General features: G+C 31.5%; 17 protein-coding genes and 1 rRNA gene. 10 read left to right on the top strand and 8 right to left on the bottom strand.

Annotated features, from left to right (window positions below; genetic code table 11):
- The first annotated feature begins 26 nt into the window (after positions 1-26).
- The 3 genes from rrf (at position 27) to ACWIUX_RS04680 (ending at position 2,313) form a co-directional block, all read left to right on the top strand.
- Positions 27-131, top strand: a 5S ribosomal RNA gene (gene rrf, locus ACWIUX_RS04690).
- A 253-nt stretch (positions 132-384) separates the two neighbouring features.
- Complete coding sequence (locus ACWIUX_RS04685) at positions 385-1,287, top strand: phosphodiester glycosidase family protein (protein ID WP_448589568.1); 903 nt, start codon at positions 385-387, stop codon at positions 1,285-1,287.
- 15 nt (positions 1,288-1,302) lie between these two features.
- Positions 1,303-2,313: a hypothetical protein gene (locus ACWIUX_RS04680; RefSeq protein WP_448589567.1), complete on the top strand. Its 1,011-nt coding sequence runs from the start codon at positions 1,303-1,305 to the stop codon at positions 2,311-2,313.
- Between the two features lie 12 nt (positions 2,314-2,325).
- Here ACWIUX_RS04680 and ACWIUX_RS04675 read toward each other — a convergent pair whose 3' ends face one another.
- The 8 genes from ACWIUX_RS04675 to cbiM form a co-directional block, all read right to left on the bottom strand.
- Positions 2,326-3,423, bottom strand: coding sequence for an SLAC1 family transporter (locus tag ACWIUX_RS04675; RefSeq protein WP_448589566.1), 1,098 nt, complete (start codon positions 3,421-3,423; stop codon positions 2,326-2,328).
- Positions 3,424-3,538: 115 nt separating this feature from the next.
- The gene (locus tag ACWIUX_RS04670; RefSeq protein WP_448589565.1) at positions 3,539-3,961 is read right to left on the bottom strand and encodes a GIY-YIG nuclease family protein; all 423 of its coding nucleotides are present in this window, start codon (positions 3,959-3,961) and stop codon (positions 3,539-3,541) included.
- A gap of 32 nt (positions 3,962-3,993) precedes the next feature.
- Positions 3,994-5,751 carry an aldehyde ferredoxin oxidoreductase N-terminal domain-containing protein gene (locus ACWIUX_RS04665; RefSeq protein WP_448589564.1) on the bottom strand — a complete coding sequence of 586 codons (1,758 nt, stop codon included), beginning with the start codon at positions 5,749-5,751 and terminating at the stop codon, positions 3,994-3,996.
- Complete coding sequence (locus tag ACWIUX_RS04660) at positions 5,744-6,157, bottom strand: 4Fe-4S binding protein (protein ID WP_448589563.1); 414 nt, start codon at positions 6,155-6,157, stop codon at positions 5,744-5,746. Before ACWIUX_RS04660 ends, ACWIUX_RS04665 begins: the two co-directional genes overlap by 8 nt.
- A gap of 40 nt (positions 6,158-6,197) precedes the next feature.
- Complete coding sequence (locus ACWIUX_RS04655) at positions 6,198-6,917, bottom strand: DUF2231 domain-containing protein (RefSeq protein WP_448589562.1); 720 nt, start codon at positions 6,915-6,917, stop codon at positions 6,198-6,200.
- Between the two features lie 90 nt (positions 6,918-7,007).
- Complete coding sequence (locus ACWIUX_RS04650; protein ID WP_448589561.1) at positions 7,008-7,814, bottom strand: energy-coupling factor ABC transporter ATP-binding protein; 807 nt, start codon at positions 7,812-7,814, stop codon at positions 7,008-7,010.
- Positions 7,801-8,715, bottom strand: a complete 915-nt coding sequence (gene cbiQ, locus ACWIUX_RS04645) for a cobalt ECF transporter T component CbiQ (RefSeq protein WP_448589560.1) — start codon at positions 8,713-8,715, stop codon at positions 7,801-7,803. The genes ACWIUX_RS04650 and cbiQ overlap by 14 nt, the downstream gene beginning before the upstream one ends.
- 17 nt (positions 8,716-8,732) lie before the next feature.
- Positions 8,733-9,761 carry a cobalt transporter CbiM gene (cbiM, locus tag ACWIUX_RS04640; protein WP_448589559.1) on the bottom strand — a complete coding sequence of 343 codons (1,029 nt, stop codon included), beginning with the start codon at positions 9,759-9,761 and terminating at the stop codon, positions 8,733-8,735.
- A gap of 292 nt (positions 9,762-10,053) precedes the next feature.
- Here cbiM and ACWIUX_RS04635 point away from each other — a divergent pair, with 292 nt between their 5' ends.
- The 7 genes from ACWIUX_RS04635 to ACWIUX_RS04605 all read left to right on the top strand — a co-directional run.
- Positions 10,054-10,344 carry a MoaD/ThiS family protein gene (locus ACWIUX_RS04635; protein WP_448589558.1) on the top strand — a complete coding sequence of 97 codons (291 nt, stop codon included), beginning with the start codon at positions 10,054-10,056 and terminating at the stop codon, positions 10,342-10,344.
- 115 nt (positions 10,345-10,459) lie between these two features.
- On the top strand, positions 10,460-11,566 hold the full coding sequence (locus ACWIUX_RS04630) for a glycosyltransferase family 2 protein (protein ID WP_448589557.1): 1,107 nt from the start codon (positions 10,460-10,462) through the stop codon (positions 11,564-11,566).
- Positions 11,551-12,723: a glycosyltransferase family 9 protein gene (locus ACWIUX_RS04625; protein ID WP_448589556.1), complete on the top strand. Its 1,173-nt coding sequence runs from the start codon at positions 11,551-11,553 to the stop codon at positions 12,721-12,723. Before ACWIUX_RS04630 ends, ACWIUX_RS04625 begins: the two co-directional genes overlap by 16 nt.
- A gap of 3 nt (positions 12,724-12,726) precedes the next feature.
- Positions 12,727-13,983, top strand: coding sequence for a flippase (locus tag ACWIUX_RS04620; RefSeq protein WP_448589555.1), 1,257 nt, complete (start codon positions 12,727-12,729; stop codon positions 13,981-13,983).
- Positions 13,976-15,124, top strand: a complete 1,149-nt coding sequence (gene glf, locus ACWIUX_RS04615; protein WP_448589554.1) for a UDP-galactopyranose mutase — start codon at positions 13,976-13,978, stop codon at positions 15,122-15,124. Before ACWIUX_RS04620 ends, glf begins: the two co-directional genes overlap by 8 nt.
- A complete protein-coding gene (locus ACWIUX_RS04610; RefSeq protein WP_448589553.1) occupies positions 15,121-16,092 on the top strand; it encodes a glycosyltransferase family 2 protein in 972 nt (323 codons plus the stop codon). Before glf ends, ACWIUX_RS04610 begins: the two co-directional genes overlap by 4 nt.
- Positions 16,082-16,879: hypothetical protein (locus ACWIUX_RS04605; RefSeq protein ID WP_448589552.1), on the top strand; the 798-nt coding region annotated here is incomplete at its 3' end. The genes ACWIUX_RS04610 and ACWIUX_RS04605, both read left to right, overlap by 11 nt.

Below are 16,879 nucleotides of genomic sequence, written 5' to 3'. Positions count from 1 at the left end.
GAAGAAGAGAGGAGAAATCTTCTTCTCCCGGTGACCATAGCAAAGGTGCCCCACCCGTTCCCATTCCGAACACGGAAGTGAAAGCCTTTAGCGCCGACGATACTATTTGGGAAAATAGGACGTTGCCGGGAGATTTTTTTTGCTTTGAAAATAAATATATTATTATTTATCTTTTAGTTTCTCAATTTTAGATAAGGATATCTTAATGGGTTTTAATTAAAAATTAATTTTTAGGATATAATATTAAATTCCGATATTTAGTTTAAATATTTTGAGATTTAATTTGAAAATTAGAAAATTGATACTTTGAGTATATTTAAATATCACTTTAGTTTAAAAAAAATTATACTATATTGTTGTTTTCAAGTTGTGCTGGCATGTATTGTGATACCAGCACTTGTTTTCTATGGTCCTTTTTCAAATATTAGGGATATGTGGGTTGAATCAGCTATGACTACTTCTAGTCATCAGTTCCTTGCTACACTTTTTTTACCAGAGCAAAAAATAAAAAGCATTATGGAGAGAGCAAATTCTGTAATTTTTGGAAATTCAAATCCAAATCTACTCAACTTTGTAAACCATCATGATAATACAATTGAGTTGTACGAGGTTAGAAGTAAATACTTTGTGGGCAAGGTTATGTTAATAAAGGATCCAACTAGAGTTAAAGTTGGAGTATCAAGGCTTCTTCCAAAAGAAGGACAAACTGTAAGTCAGATTGCTCAAGAAAATAATGCTATTGCTGCTATAAATGCCGGTGGTTTTTTGGGAATGGAAAACGGATCCTGGAGTGCTACTGGCGGCGTGCCAGAAGGCATAATTATTCATGATGGAAAAATTTACTATAGTGACCTAGTGAATGACAAAATTAAAAGAGACATAGTAGGGTTTGATGCGGAAGGAAGACTTATAGTAGGTAGGTTTAATTTGCAAGAAATTAAAAGTTTAGGTATAAAGGAAGCGATTAGTTTTGGTCCTCCTTTGATAGTTAACGGTCAACCTATGATTAAAAACGGAGATGGAGGGTGGGGAATAGCACCTAGGACTGCAATCGGTCAAAGAGCTGATGGAACTGTTATATTTCTGACAATTGATGGTAGAGCTCTTGAAAGCGTTGGTGCTACTCTTAAAGATGTGCAAGACATTATGCTTAAATATGGTGCTTACAATGCTGCTAACCTTGATGGAGGTTCTTCAACTACAATGTATTATAAAGGTAGAGTTATCAATAATCCTTCTAATCCTCTTGGAGAAAGAACTGTGCCAACAGTTTTTATGGTTAAGTAAATTTTAAAGGATATAATGAAGAAAAAAATCCTAATTTGGTTTATTTTCCCTATAATAATTCAGATTTGTTTTTTGTTTTATATTAATAACATTTTTTTAACTTCAGGCAAAATTGATATTAAGCAAATTACTGATAGCCCAGATCTTCCTGAAAAAATAAATGTTAAACTTATTTATAATGATGTCAATAATGATATAAGTGCTTCATATGATGGCAAATACATTTCCTTTTTAAAGGATGGTAAAATTTTTGTTCTTAATTCTAAAAAATCTAGTTTACAAAAAATTATTTATGTAGATGATGGAGTAGTTGAGTATTATACATGGCTTCCAGATAGAGATAGGATTTTGTACTTTTATAAAAAAAATCTTGGCTATGAATATGAGATTTCTTTAGTAGCTTATGATTTTAATAATTTTAATTATTTGGAAGTAGGGAAGATATATGTTAGAAAAGGCGAAAATGTAAGAAATGTTACGTTGTCTACCTTAACGAATATGATTTACGTGAATATTGTTAATAAATTTGGTGATAGCTTGCTTTATAGGATTGATATTATGGGTCAGTTTAATCAAGTTTATTTACCCTTTAATAAAATAGATAGGATGTTAGAGTTAAGACACAAAGATGAAATTTTTATTCAATCAGCTGATGGTAGGATATACTTATTTAAAAATAAGATTGGTAGTTTATTCTTAAACAAAGGTTATGAGCTTTTGGGAGTTGGTCTTAACGACACAGTTTATATTGGAAAAATTATAAATAATAGTATTACAAAAATATTTTTTGGCAAGACAGATCAAACCTTTAATAAATGGGATGTAATTAATTTAGAAATTCCTGTTAATCTAAATTCAGTATTAATTTTGCCAAAAAGGAATGAAATTGGACTACTTAAATATAATAGTGAAATAGAACTTCTTCCTTCAGGAAAAGTAATATCCCCTGACGGTCAATATGTAGGATATAATGATAACTATATCATCTATAAAAAATCAAATAACGTTGTTTTAAAGCTTTATTAACCTTAGTTGCGTTCATTTCTTAGACTGTTGTGGAAATAGATATTTTCCACTAAAAGTTCCGTAAATCGAACTAGCAAACGTTAAAATCCAAAGAAAAGATAATAACACTGCAAGAAGCACTGTATACCAAAACACATAGTCGACTTTGTAGTATTGATATATGCTAAAGCTAGATAGAGTATATGCTGCAAGAGGAAATATAAATGCCCACCAAGAAAGGGTAAAGGGTATGGTTCTTTCGCTTTTTAAATATTTTAGAGTTATTAAAACTACCAATAAAAATGCCCAAACACCAAAGCTCCAAAAAATTGCGCTCACAAAATTGATTGTCATGAGCCCTGCCGGCTCAATTATCTTTAGAGATGCTGAAACGTCTGCTATACCAAGTAGACTAACTGTTCCTACTCCTATGGGGCCAAGTATTATCCAGAATGTGGGTGTCGCAACAGATCCTGGTAGTTTGTGGGCTATAAACCTATTTAAAAGTATACTATTTAATGTGATAAATAAGGCAAGACCAATGCCAAAAAAGATGATATCTGTAAAGTTAACTGCACGTGCGTAATCTATATTTGTGTTTATATAAGATCTTGCAACCATATTTCCTAAAAGAGGTACGACTATTGTTGCAACTGGAGGAATATACCATGAGAAGTTTATAAACTCTGGTTCTATTTTTTCTTTAACTACCATATTATATGTTACAAAGACGGCAAATATTAGACAAAGTATTACGCCATTTAACCACAATATGTTGCCTATAAATATTATGCTTTCATGGCTAAAAAAATCCTTACCGATTAGGAAGAAATTAGTTCCAAGCACAAGACCCCCAACTGGCATTGTTGGAAAAAAATTTGACGTGATTGGATGACTCAGATCTTCTATTAGTTTATCAAAGTGTAAAAACCATCTTAGTATCCATGGAATTATTAAAACTAAAAAAAGAAATAAATTTAGAAAAAACAGGCTTTGAGCAATAATTTTTAAAAATATGAAATTAGCACTTAATAAGTACAAAACATTTGCAAAACCACCTGTGCCCATTACTGATGCGTACCAGGCTGGAGAAAAATGTCTAATTAATGTGTTCAGATTGTTTTTATTCATAACAACCTCCCTTATTTAGTAATGAAATATATTTCATTACTAAATTATAACATAAATAATATGTAAATTTATAATATATAAAATTGTGTTTGAATAAAATTATTAAGTATTTGGATTAATCTTTCAATCTTTTCATGGATAGGTTTAAAATCATATGTTGAAATTGTATACTATAAATAGGGTTTGTATTAAAGTAATATAAGTGGCTAATGCAATTACAGTCCGAACATCCAAAACCAAGAATAGAATTTTCTGATATATCTTTTAGCTTTTTTGAGATTTCACACTCAGTTTTAGTCCCATCTGCTATGAATGAATCAATGAATTTACAGTACTGTCTTAGATAATCTACATGCCAGTGGTGCCTTTTAAAAGCTTTAGCGTGTCTTTTTATCCTTTGCTTTATATTTTTTTTAGCTGACCCACAATAAACGTAAAAACCGCTTTTAAAAAAGATTTTTCCTAATTTTCCAATATTTAAAATCCTGTTCTTTTCAAGAAATAAAATAATTACATAACTTTTATAATCACAATCCATTAACTTAGATAAAATAAATTAAGCTATGGTATTTATCTAAAATTTTGTTCTAGCCGTGTTCTAAAGTGTTCTATTGCCTTTTTCATATACTCTTCAGAAATCTTTCCGAAAGGAGCTGGGGTTTCAAATATCCTTTTTGGTAGATCTAAGTAACTTGGTAACCAGCCTTCCTGAGTTTTATATGACATCTTTTGTCTGTAAATTTCTCTACCCAATTCCTTGAGTTCTTCTTTTGTTAGATCTATACCGATTGTTTTTAGACAATTTATTGTGTTATCAAAATTTAGATATATAGCCCTTGCAAAGAAACAAACAACAAGACTTGATAAAATTTGTCTATTTGATTCTTCTTCTATTAAATTATCTACTAGTTGTTCTGGTGCAGGGTAGTTGCCTTTCAGATTCTGATCCATGCTGTAGCCTGCATTGTCTAAATGACTGTGTCTTGCACCTAAAAACCATCCAAGGTGGGTAGCAGGCCCAGTATGATATCCTGGCATTTCATTTTTTCCAAAATTAAGAGCAAAGTCCTTACCCCCATAAATTTCTGATGCATAGTTTGTTCCTCTTGCGAGTGCTTTATAAAAATCATTTGGCATTGATACAATATTTTCTAGTCCATCTAGATATTTCTCCCAATCTCCAAATGAAAATTTAATTAAGGTTTCCTTTTCAGAAATAATATTTTTATTAAGCATTTCTGTAGCCCAAGCAAGGGCTACACCAGCTGACATAGCATCAAGACCTAGTTTTTCAGTTTTGTCCATCAATTTTAAAAAGCCCTTTGCCTCTTTAATTCCTAACATTGTTCCAAGCGAGTAAATAGGTTCATAATCATAGCCGATCATAGATGTTTTATAAAAATATTTTTCTTCTTCGTGTGGATCTCTGAAGGTTGCTATGTGAACGCACGCAACAGGGCAGCCAGTACAGGCTATTCTTCTCCCTAGATAATTTTGAGCAAGGTTTTCACCTGATAATTCTTTTGCACCATCATAAGATGTTTTATTTAAGTTTTCTATTGGCAAACCACCTATTTCGTGAAGTGGTAAAACGTTAACTGCAGTTCCAAGATCATGATATTTTTCCATAAGATTGGATGTCGTTTCATCTAAGAGCTTCTTATAAACTCTAATATATGCCTTAGGATCAGCTAAGTTTATTGTTCTTTTTCCAGCTATTACTACTGCTTTTAAATTTTTACTGCCAAAAACTGCTCCCAAACCTAATCTTCCAAAGTGTCTATATGTTTCGGTATTTAGCGATGCAAACCTTACGAGATTTTCTCCAGCTCTGCCTATTCTCATAATGCTTCTTTGTCCTGAAAAGGTTTCTCTTTGCCTGATTATCTTTCCAACCGTAATTGCATCCTTTATCCCCCATATTGCCCTTGCATCATGAAATCTAACTTCATTGTCAAAAATTGAAAGATAGACTGGTATGTCTGATTTGCCTTTAATGACTATTGCACCATATCCAGCCATCATAATGCTTACTGCACTTCTACCGCCTGCATGACTTTCGCCTAAATTGCCTGTTAAGGGGGATTTGAAAATAGCTATTGTTTTGGATGCTAAAGGATAAAGAGAGGTTAGAGGTCCTACTGAAAATATTATTGTGTTATCAGGACTAAGGGGATCTGTGCCTTGCGGACATTCTTCTTTTAATAGCTGAATTCCTACGCCAGTTCCACCTAACCACCTTTCAAACAAATCGCGTCTTGATCTTACTGTAAAGCTCTTTTTTGATAAGTCTATATAAAGAACGCGAGTAAATTTGTCTTCAAACATCTTTTTTACCCCATTCCTTGTTAAAATAAAGTACATGATGAGGACAGTTCATAGCACAAAAACCACAATAAATACATATATTTGGTTTATTTGTTTCACTATCCCAGAATATTGAATTTACTGTACAGGCTTCAACACAGTTTTTACAACCTATACATTTTTCTGAAATTAGGTTTACTCCTCCATCCTTTCTCACTTCAAGGGCATTCGTAGGACATACCGCAGCACAAGGTGGATCAAAGCAAGCTCTACAAACTAATACGGTAAAGCCCTTTTCCATACCACCTGAAGAGTGTACTGCAATCTTTGCTTTTGCAAGTCCACCAAATCCCTGTCTTCTGACGCATGCTAGCATGCATATTTCACATCCTACACAACGATCAGGATCTATTATTTCTATTCTCATAAGTTGTATCTCCTTAGTTACTTGTTTGATTTATCCAATATTATTTTTTAGTTGGAAAAGCTAACTCTCCTCCATTGTATCCTATAACTGCTGTAAGTGGAGTAAGAAGCAGTATTAGGATTAGATAGATGTAGGTTGAGCTGTGGGGGCTGGTGTGTATTGAAGAGAGTATTGATGGATCGTTTAATCTCATAAATAGCAATATGAGGGCATCAAGATCAACTAAAGCGGTAAAGATTATTTTTAATTTTATATGAATGGATGGGCTTAGTCTATAGTTTAGCCACCACGTGAATAATCCCGTAAAAATTGCGGGTATAGTAGAAAGTAGGCCTGCTGTAAAAAGATAAAAGGAAGTGCTTTCAAAAGATTCGTGACCGAAAAATAAGAAAATTAATGCAAACAAACTTGAACCCATCATAAAAGCCAATGGCAAGTGCACTGAAATAGGGTGGGGATGTCTTTTTAAAGTTGGATGTGCTTCTAAAATATTATTCAACCAGATGGGTACTCTTTCGTCTTGATGACCTTCATTGTACGTTCCTATGACATTTAGTCTTTCTAACATGCTTTCATCGTGAGGTGCGGCTGATATCTCTGCTGTGAGATCCTTGCCAGAGATATGTGTATTCATGTGCGTCCCGGTTTTCCAAAGCTTACTAGAAGTAGCATCATATACCTTTCCTTTGTATGCTATATAAACGCTCTTTTCATCTTTGCCGTTAAACTTTTTCAGTGAACTTTCATCAAACTCTTTCAAGTTCTCACCCCACTTTTTATTATAATTATTATTATAACCTAATTCTTTTGTGTTAAAGTAATTATATTTTCTAGTTTTAGAAGCTTAAGGCTATTCGTGCGAATGAAAGTGAAGGTGATCCCCTGTGTGGACGTGTTTGTGGAAGTGCTCATCAATAAGGTTAACTTTTATAAGCAGTTCTTTGTTATCTAAGATCTCTTCTGAAGTTCCACAAGCAATTATCTTATGATCTTCAGAGAAGACGTAAACTTTGTCAGCTAATTCGTAAACAAGATCCAAATTGTGAGTAGATATGACTACAGTTTTATTTTGTTTATGAAAATCTTTTATAAGATTTATTAGGTGCCGCTGGGTTCTTGGATCTAAACCATTTGTTGGTTCATCTAATAAAAGAACTTCTGGATCAATTGAAAGTATAGAAGCTATTGCCTCTTTTTTCCTTTCACCGCCACTTAATCTAAAAGGCGGTCTATCTTTAAGGTGTTTCATATTTAAATTTTCTAAAGTTCTTTCCACTCTCTCTCTAACAGATGAGCTATTTAGACCTAACTGAAGAGGTCCGTAGGCTACCTCATCCCATACTGTAGGATTGAATAGTTGAACGTCTGATTCCTGAAAAAGAAACCCTACTCTTCTTCTGAACGAGTAGAAGAATTCTTCGTCTGCTAAGGCCTCTTCAGTAATAAGTTTTTCGAAGGCATAGAATTCTCCTTCTTGCGGAAATATTAGGGCATCCAAGATTTTTAAAAGCGTTGACTTACCACAACCGTTTGCACCCAAAAGAACTGATAATTCGCCCTTTTTTATTTCTAAATTAATTTTTGATAGGGCTTCTTCATTGCTTGGATATCTAAAACTTACATCCTTTAATTTAAAAACAACATTATTTCCAAACAAATAGATAATCTCCTCCAATAAAGAATAGACAAACTATTATTATAAAACCTAACCACAGCCAGTCAAATAATTTTAATTTAAATTCTGCTAAAGTTAAAGCTTTTCCATTATATCCCCTTGAAGTCATGGCTGAATAAACTTCATTGCTTATGAAATAAGTTTTTCCAAGAAGTATAGACATTGAGTTTGATATAAACTGTCTTTGTTCACCTGTAGTTGTTTGTCCTACAGTTCGACTTTTCTTTGCTATAAACATATCAACTGTTGTTTGTAAAAGAAGGTAAATGTATCTGTGAGCCATTTCTAAAATTGTTATAAATACTGTTGGAATGCCTATTTTATTTAAGGCTTTTAAAAGCTGCGACCATTTGGTTGTAAGAGTTAATAGCAAACTCAATGAAACACATATCCCAACTCTAAGCACTAGTACTACTGCAGCCATAACGCCTTGTTTAGTGATGGATATTATTGGTGGAATTTGCCAAAAAAGAATTTGAATAGGATGTGAGAATTGAAATAAAATTAATAATGGTTCACCCGGTAAAAACGGGCTAAATATAGTTGGTATAACCATTACTACTGTGAAAAGGGGAACAATTAACCAAACTCTTTTTAAAAAAGACCTAATTGGAACTAGGGAGACCTTTGCTAACCAGATTATCCAAAAATTAAAAAATAGTAAAACTAAGGGTTGATGAATAAAATTGGCAGTAATTATTAAAAGTAAAGTGGCTATTATGTTTATTCTTGGATCAAGATTTTGTAAAAGACCATGCCGGGAAGCTATTTTCCCGGCGATAAATTCTTCTTTTATAACATTATTTAATTCATTGATTGTTTTTTCTAGAAAAGTAGATTTTTTAGATTTCTTCAGTTTAAATTTTAAGCTTTTTTGACACATATAAGCACCAATTATTTTTATTTAGTTTCATGAATTCCTTCATCTTTCCCTTTTAAAATTTTTCCAAATAAATAGGTGACAATACTTATAAGAATTATACCAACTATTGCTGCTGTGATGTAACCGATCGCTGATTGGAAAAAGCTTTGGTCAAATCCCGGGATACCATAATCTTGCATAAGTGCATGCCACTTGTCAGACATCTGTTCGAGGCCCTCTGGAACGAATCCGATCTTTTCCTTCAACTCATCTACTCCCCATTCTCCCCATGCACTACCTGATGCAAGCAACCCAAGTGGGGTAAGCACAGCAACTATTGCCATTCCTATCCATAATTTTACATAACTAAAAGCTTTTGATGGCGCATTAATTTTTTCTATACTTAGCATTTCTGGATTGCTTATTTGTAAATATTTTATTGCAAGTGCAGTTACCACACCCTCAACTGGACCTGCTACTGTCAGGTGTGCGAATGCCATTGCAGGTACTGCAAGATTTAATGGATATGGACAGTAAAGGGGTACGCCAGCAGCTGTATGAAATAATAACGGTTGAAGTCCTAACTCTATGCCTGCGCAGATTGCTGCAAGAACTATTCCAATATAACCTGCAATAAACCCTGCTATATATCGCTTTGCGCTGGTTATTTCAGAATTTTTAGTTAATAATTGGTAAATGAAATAGGAAGTAAATGGCAAGACAAAAGCCATGTTAAAACAATTGGCACCAAAAGCAAGTATGCCACCATCACCAAAAAGAAGTGCTTGGATTGCAAGAGCGATAGTTATACACAAGGTTGCAGCCCACGGACCAAAAATTATTGCAAGTAGAGATCCCCCAACTGCATGAGCAGTAGTCCCGTCTGGAATTGGAACGTTATACATCATTATTACAAATGAAAATGCTGCTCCAAGTGCCATCAATGGTACATATTTTTTATTAATAGTACTTTGAACCTTTTTTGCTGATGCCCACCAAACAGGAAGCATTACTGCTCCCATTACTGCGCATGTTTGTGGACTCAAATAACCATCAGGAATGTGCATCTAACTCCTCCTCTCTAATTTTTAATTTTGTAATCCAAAAAAATGATTACAAAAAATTGCTAAATCTTTTACACCCCCTTTATGTAAAAAAATAAAAGCCATGAAAGCTACCCTTTCTAGGGCTAAAAGCCTTCATGGCTTGTTTATAAGTTTAAAGTATCACTTTTAAATTTTATTGTCAAGGTTTTTAAATATTAACTTACAAAATTAACTTTAAATCCAATAGTAAAATCTTTAAATTGTTATATAATCTATAGCTATACGATTTTATAATTTTACAACTTTGAGGTGAGTGAAGCTGGATTATTTTATTGAAATAAGGGCATTTGCAGGTCTTTATAAGTTATTTAAGGACAGAGGTTGGGATCAACCCTATATTATAAAGCTTGACAGAGAGATTGACGGTTATCAGCTGCTAAAAATGTTAAACCTCAGTGAAGATGAAGTTGAGGCAATCTTTATAAACCATAATACCTGTGGATTGAGAGAAAAAATCAAGCCAGGTGATAGGGTGGGTCTGGTGCCCCCAGGAACTCCTGGAGTAGTAAGGACTTTATTGGGAATTAGGGGAGCAAAAAATTAACTTACTTAAAAAGAGATCTGGTATTGTTTAAGGCTATAAATAGGTTTTTTCAATATTCTTTAGATGCAAAGTCTTCTAATTTAATTTATTCTTTAGGACATATGAGGCTTCATTCTTGAAAGTTTATATAATATTGGTTAACTACAATAACTGGTATGACACGATTGAGTGTTTAGAGAGTCTCTATAAATTAAATTTTAAAGATTTTCAGGTGATTGTGGTTGATAATAATTCTTTAAACAATTCGATTGAATATCTGAAATTATGGGCTGAAGGAAAATTGGATGTTTTGATAGACCCTGAAAATCCTCTTAAAAAGCTTTCTTTTCCCTTCATTACTAAACCTTTAAAGTATGCCTTGTATAGAGATGATGAGTTTGAAAATGAGTCAGCACTCAATGACGAAGGTCTAATTTTTATACAATCTAGTTATAATGGCGGCTTTTCTTTCGGGAATAACCTGGGAATTAAGTATGCACTAAAGAAGGGCGATGCTGATTTTTTTTGGTTTTTAAATAATGATACAGTTGTAGATAGTAATGCTCTTAATTATGCCTTAGACGTATTTAATAGAGATATTAAAATTGGGTTGGTTGGTTCAAAAATATTATATTACCATAATTTAGACACTATTCAGGCCCTATGCGGTTGCAACAAAATAATTCCCTGGAACAATAACTCTTTTAAATGGCTCTACTTTAACACTAAAGATTTTCAAAATTTCAAAGAAAGCTTTGAGATCGAGGGAGCTTTGTTCGGTGCAAGTATGATGGTAAGTAAAGAGTGTTTAAGCGAAATTGGACTATTTGACGAAAGCTATTTTATGCAGGTAGAAGAAGATGATTTTTGTTTTAGAGCAAAAAAATACGGTTGGAAAATTTTTTGTTGTTCGAAATCTCTTGTGTATCATAAAGAGGGCGCAAGCACGGGCAGGGGGGTTATAAAGAGCTTTATTGGGAGAAAGAGTTTAAGGAATAATATAAAAAGGTTTTTGCAAACTCCCTGTTTACATCTAAGAAATAGATTTTATTTTATTAAGAAGTTTTTTGGAACCTTTTATTTCTACTTATTTTTATTTATAAATTTCTATCTCGTATTAAGGCTAATATTAGGTATTATAGTTTATGACGATCAAAAATTCAAAAGGATCAAATTTCTATTAATTGCTGTTTATGATGGCATCAGAGGAAAAATGGGAAAACCAAAATGGATAAACTCTTGACCAGAAAAATAACATATTTAAACCCTAATTCTAAGATGACAAAAATAAAAAAGATTATAGATTTTTTTGGTTATAGATTTTTCTGTAAAAATAGATCTGATCTTCACAATTTAGATCTGAATAGCTTTCAATCTATCTGCATTGTTCAGATGGGGCATATTGGCGATTTTTTGCTAAGTATTCATATGATCAGCGAAATTAGAGAACATTTTAAAGGAAAGCTTATTTTAGCTATTAATAAAAATACAGTAGAACTGGCCTCAAATCTTAATGGTATAGACGAGATTATTGTTTTAGAGCATCCAAGAAGAATTTATTCCAGATCGGATAATAACTCTTTTTTTTCTGCCTTGAAAAGCTTTTCTAAGATAGATGCCGATGTGGTTCTCGAGGTAAGAGGAGATATAAACCTCATACCATTTATACGTTTTTTCTCAAAATATAAATATCTAATAGGCTTTGATGTTGGCGGTGGTGGCTTTTTGCTTGATAAAGCGCTTGAATATCCATATGGAGAACATATTACAAATACATATAATAAATTTTTAGATTTTTTTCAAATAAAAATTCCAGAGATTAGAAAGCTTGACAGTTATTATGATTTGAAAATGACAAATCCAGTAAAATATAATAAATATATAGTTATTGCCGTTGGTCATACAGGCGCTTCATCTAAGGACTGGAAGATAGAAAACTTTTTAAAACTTATTGATATGTTGTTAAAAGACGGCTATTTTATAGTATTAATTGGCAAGGTTACAAAAGATGAAGAAAAAATATATAACCAGATCCAGGATAAAAATCTTTTAAACCTGAGCAACAAAACGACATTAATGGAACTTTTTTCTATCTTAAAGGGTGCTGAAATTTTTATCGGACCTGATAGTGGACCTACTCATGCTGCCGCAATGCTTGGCATTAAAACTATTGCATTATATAGTGGTATGATAGATTTTAACGTTTTTAGGCCTATAGATATATGTAATAATGTCAGTATTATTAAGGTTAATGTGCCTTGTGAAAAGTGTTTTATGTCAAATTGTAAGGACAATATTTGTATGAGTTTGATAACTCCTGAAATGGTGTATAAAAGAGTAATAGAAAATGTTAAATGTATACCTGAGAAAAGCTCACATCTTGAAAAAAGCAATATATAAGTCTTGAAGCATTCTAGATTATTAGAAAATTTTATATCGCTTTCTACATTACAAGTAGCAAATTATATTTTGCCGCTTATAACCTTGCCCTATCTCGTAAGGGTTTTAGGGCCTGAGAAGTTTGGACTTATAGCTTTTGCGCAAGCCTTTATCGGGTATTTTAATGTTTTGACTGATTATGGATTTAATCTGTCTGCTACAAGAGATATATCTATTAATAGAAAAGATAACGATAAAGTATCTGAGATCTTTAGTAGTGTGATAGTTATAAAATTTGGGTTGCTCATATTATCATTATTTATAATGACTCTTATAATATTTTCTTTTGATAAATTTAGGAGTGAGTGGCCTATTTACTATTTAACTTTTGGGGTGGTGATAGGGCAAGTGCTTTTTCCTGTTTGGTTTTTCCAGGGAATGGAAAAGATGAAGTATATTACTTTTCTAAATATTTTAGCTAGAATTATATTTACTATATCAATATTTATTTTTGTGAAAAACGCTTCTGACTTTTTATATGTTCCGATATTGAGTTCTTTAGGATCTATAGTTGCAGGCGTTTTAGCATTGTGGATAGTATTTAAAGACTTTGGAATAAAGTTTAGAATGCCCGATTTTGAGAAGGTAAAGTTTCATCTAAAAGAAGGTTGGTATATATTTATTTCTACAGTAGCTATAAGTTTATATACTACATCAAATACATTTATTTTGGGATTGTTTACAAATAATATTCTAGTAGGGTATTATTCAGCAGCGGAAAAGATTATAAGAGCTGCTCAGGGGCTATTAAGTCCTGTCTCGCAAACAATATTTCCTCATGTTAGTAAGTTAATGAATGAGTCGAAGGATGCAGGCATAAAGTTTATAAGAAGAATTACATATTTAATAGGCGGCTTAAGTTTTGTAATATCTTTAGTTATATTTATACTTGCTAATTTGATTGTAGAAATAATTTTAGGTAGTCAATACACAGAATCTATAATTATTTTAAGAATTTTAGCATTCTTACCGTTTTTAGTTGGATTAAGTAATGTTTTTGGTGTACAAACCATGCTTACTCTTAACTATAAAAAAGCATTTACAAATATAATCGTATTTGCAAGTGGTGTTAATATATTTTTAGCTATTATCCTGGTACCCATATATAATGATATAGGAACTTCAATATCTGTTTTAATTACTGAAATGATAATTACCATATCTATGTTTTTGTTTTTAGAATCAAAGGGGATAAAAATATTAGGAGTCAAAAATGTTTGATTATATAATAGTCGGCTCAGGGTTTTCTGGTTCTGTAATGGCAGAAAGAATAGCAAAAGTTTTGAATAAAAAAGTTTTGATAATAGAGAAACGAAACCATATAGGTGGAAATTGTTATGATTATAAAGACGTAAATAATATAACTGTTCATAAATATGGACCACATTTATTTCATACTGATTACAAAGAAGTATTTGACTATCTATCAAACTTTACTGATTGGCAACCTTATCATCACAGAGTTTTAGCCTTTATAGATGGTAAAAAAGTTCCAATACCTTTTAACCTTAATACTCTTTTCGAAGTTTTTCCTAAATCCTTAGCAGAAAAGTTAGAAAGAAAGCTAATTGATAAGTATAGCTATAACTTGAAAGTTCCTATTTTAGAACTTTTAAAAGAGGAAGATAAAGATTTAAAGTTTTTATCAAACTATGTATATGATAAGATATTTAAAAACTACACAGCAAAGCAATGGGGATTAAAACCAGAAAATATAGACCCACAAGTAACAGCAAGGGTTCCAATTTGTATAACTAAAGATAACAGATATTTTACAGACAAATATCAGGCCATACCAAATGAAGGATATACAAAAATATTTGAAAGAATGTTAAACCATCCAAAAATCAAGATAATGCTAAAAACAGACTTTAAAGAAGTAATTGATATAGATTATGCAAACAAGAAAATATACTTTATGGGGCAAGAATTTAAAGGGAAGCTAATTTTTACTGGAATGATAGATGAGATATTTGACTTCAAATATGGATATCTGCCTTATAGAAGCTTAGAGTTAAGATTTGAAACAATAGAAAAAGAATTCTATCAAGAGGTAACAGTTGTAAATTATCCAAACGACTATGATTTTACAAGGATAACCGAATTTAAACATATTCATCCAATAATGACAAATAAAACTACAATTTTGAAAGAATATCCAAAATCATATCAACCAAATATAGATATACCATATTATCCTGTTTTTACTAAAGAAAACCAAGAGCTTTATAATAAATATAGAGAAGAAGCAGGGAAGTTTGATAACCTAATACTTTTAGGCAGATTAGCAGAGTATAGATACTATGACATGGATGATGTTATAAAAAGAGCTTTAGAAGTGTTTGAGGAGAGAATAAGATGAGCAATAGCGTTTGTGCAGTGGTGGTTACTTATAACAGAAAAGATTTACTAATTGAATGTTTAGAAGCTTTAAAAAAGCAAACGAGACCTATACAAGGAATATATCTTATAGATAACACTTCTACTGACAAAACTCCAGAGTTACTATTGGAAAAAGGTTATATAAGTGAATTGCCACCTCAAAATTTAAAAGAACCATGGGCAAAAGAATTTACCATTCAAAACTTAACCAATATGGAAGATATAAAACTACACTATGTCAGAATGCATGAAAACACCGGTGGAGCAGGTGGATTTTATGAAGGAGTTAAAAGGGGATATGAAAAAGGTTATGATTGGCTTTGGTTAATGGATGATGATGGAATTCCAACAGAAACAGCTTTAGAAAGTCTAATATCTAAAATTAAAGCATTTGATAGAAGTAAAATAGGGTTTTTATGCAGCAAAGTATTATGGACCAATAAAACTCCACATATAATGAACATACCAGCAGTTAAACCACTTGTTAATGGAATACCATTTAACTTTTTTGAAGAAAAAGATGTTTTATTAGTAGAATCGGCCAGCTTTGTGTCAATTTTAATTAGAAGGGAAATTGTACAAGCTGTTGGATTGCCTATAACAGAATTTTTTATTTGGGCAGATGATGTTGAATATACATTAAGAATAACAAAAAACGGTTTTTTTGGTTTATATGTTAAAGACAGCATTGTTATACATAAAACAAAAAGCAACTATTCTTCTTCTGGAGTATATGATTGGAGATTTTATTATAATGTGAGGAACTGGCTATGGATTTATAAACTCCATTATAAAAATAGATATATTTATCTTTTATTAAAGACGATTTTATTGACACCTAAACTACCTCTGAAAGTTTGGCATGTAAATATAAAAGCAAGTATTGATAGTTTTATTAAAAAACCTAAAGTGGATTATTGTAAAGAAATAGATAAATATGAGCGTTGAAATTTATTCAGATACTAAAATTTATATTGCTTGCCCTGCAAATTTTGCTACAGGTGGGCCAGAACTTTTACATCAGCTTGCTTATCATTTTATAAATAATTTGAAAGTAGAAACTTTTATGTATTATTATAACTTTAATGGTAATAAACTCAAAACTCCAGTACATTCTGAATATGAAATGTATAATGTTCCTTATGTATTGGAAATTCCAATCAATGAAGACAATTATAAAAATATTTTAATCTATTATGAAGGTAAAAAAGAGCTATCTTTATCCTCAAATTTCAAAAATATAAGAAAAGGTATCTGGTTTGTAAGTGTAGATAATTATTATCTAGAAAAGTTAACAATAAAAGATTTTTTTAATATAAGAGTGATAAATAAAATATCAAGAATCGTGTTTGGTAAACCATTATTAAACTTTGACAGAACCTCAAAGAAAGTTTTAAGTGAGCTTATAAATAAATATGATTATAAAAAAGATCCTTTATTAAGACTTGCAGATTTTTATATGACCAATTCTTATCGAGGAATGAAGTGGTTTGATAGTTTGAAACCTTTGTATTATTTATCTGAATATCTAAATGAAAACTTTTTAAAAACACAAACAGATTTAACCAAAAAAGAAAATATAGTAGCATACAATCCTCAAAAAGGATTTTCTTTTACAAGAAAAATAATTTCTGCAGCTAAAAACATAAAGTTTATACCTTTGATAAATATGAGTAGAAAGGAAGTTATTCAAACACTTCAAAGAGCAAAGGTTTATATTGATTTTGGTAATCAT

It is taken from the genome of Thermodesulfobium sp., from assembly GCF_053498235.1.
The sequence above is the reverse complement of the archived record's forward strand: the minus strand, read 5'-3'. Positions and strand labels throughout refer to the sequence as shown.

Bases quoted from the DNA above. Each gene is read 5' to 3' on its own strand.
- ACWIUX_RS04680 (WP_448589567.1), top strand. From the start codon at position 1,303: ATGAAGAAAAAAATCCTAATTTGGTTTATTTTCCCTATAATAATTCAG.
- ACWIUX_RS04675 (WP_448589566.1), bottom strand. From the start codon at position 3,423: ATGAATAAAAACAATCTGAACACATTAATTAGACATTTTTCTCCAGCC.
- ACWIUX_RS04670 (WP_448589565.1), bottom strand. From the start codon at position 3,961: ATGGATTGTGATTATAAAAGTTATGTAATTATTTTATTTCTTGAAAAG.
- ACWIUX_RS04665 (WP_448589564.1), bottom strand. From the start codon at position 5,751: ATGTTTGAAGACAAATTTACTCGCGTTCTTTATATAGACTTATCAAAA.
- ACWIUX_RS04660 (WP_448589563.1), bottom strand. From the start codon at position 6,157: ATGAGAATAGAAATAATAGATCCTGATCGTTGTGTAGGATGTGAAATA.
- cbiQ (WP_448589560.1), bottom strand. From the start codon at position 8,715: ATGTGTCAAAAAAGCTTAAAATTTAAACTGAAGAAATCTAAAAAATCT.
- cbiM (WP_448589559.1), bottom strand. From the start codon at position 9,761: ATGCACATTCCTGATGGTTATTTGAGTCCACAAACATGCGCAGTAATG.
- ACWIUX_RS04625 (WP_448589556.1), top strand. From the start codon at position 11,551: ATGGATAAACTCTTGACCAGAAAAATAACATATTTAAACCCTAATTCT.
- glf (WP_448589554.1), top strand. From the start codon at position 13,976: ATGTTTGATTATATAATAGTCGGCTCAGGGTTTTCTGGTTCTGTAATG.
- ACWIUX_RS04610 (WP_448589553.1), top strand. From the start codon at position 15,121: ATGAGCAATAGCGTTTGTGCAGTGGTGGTTACTTATAACAGAAAAGAT.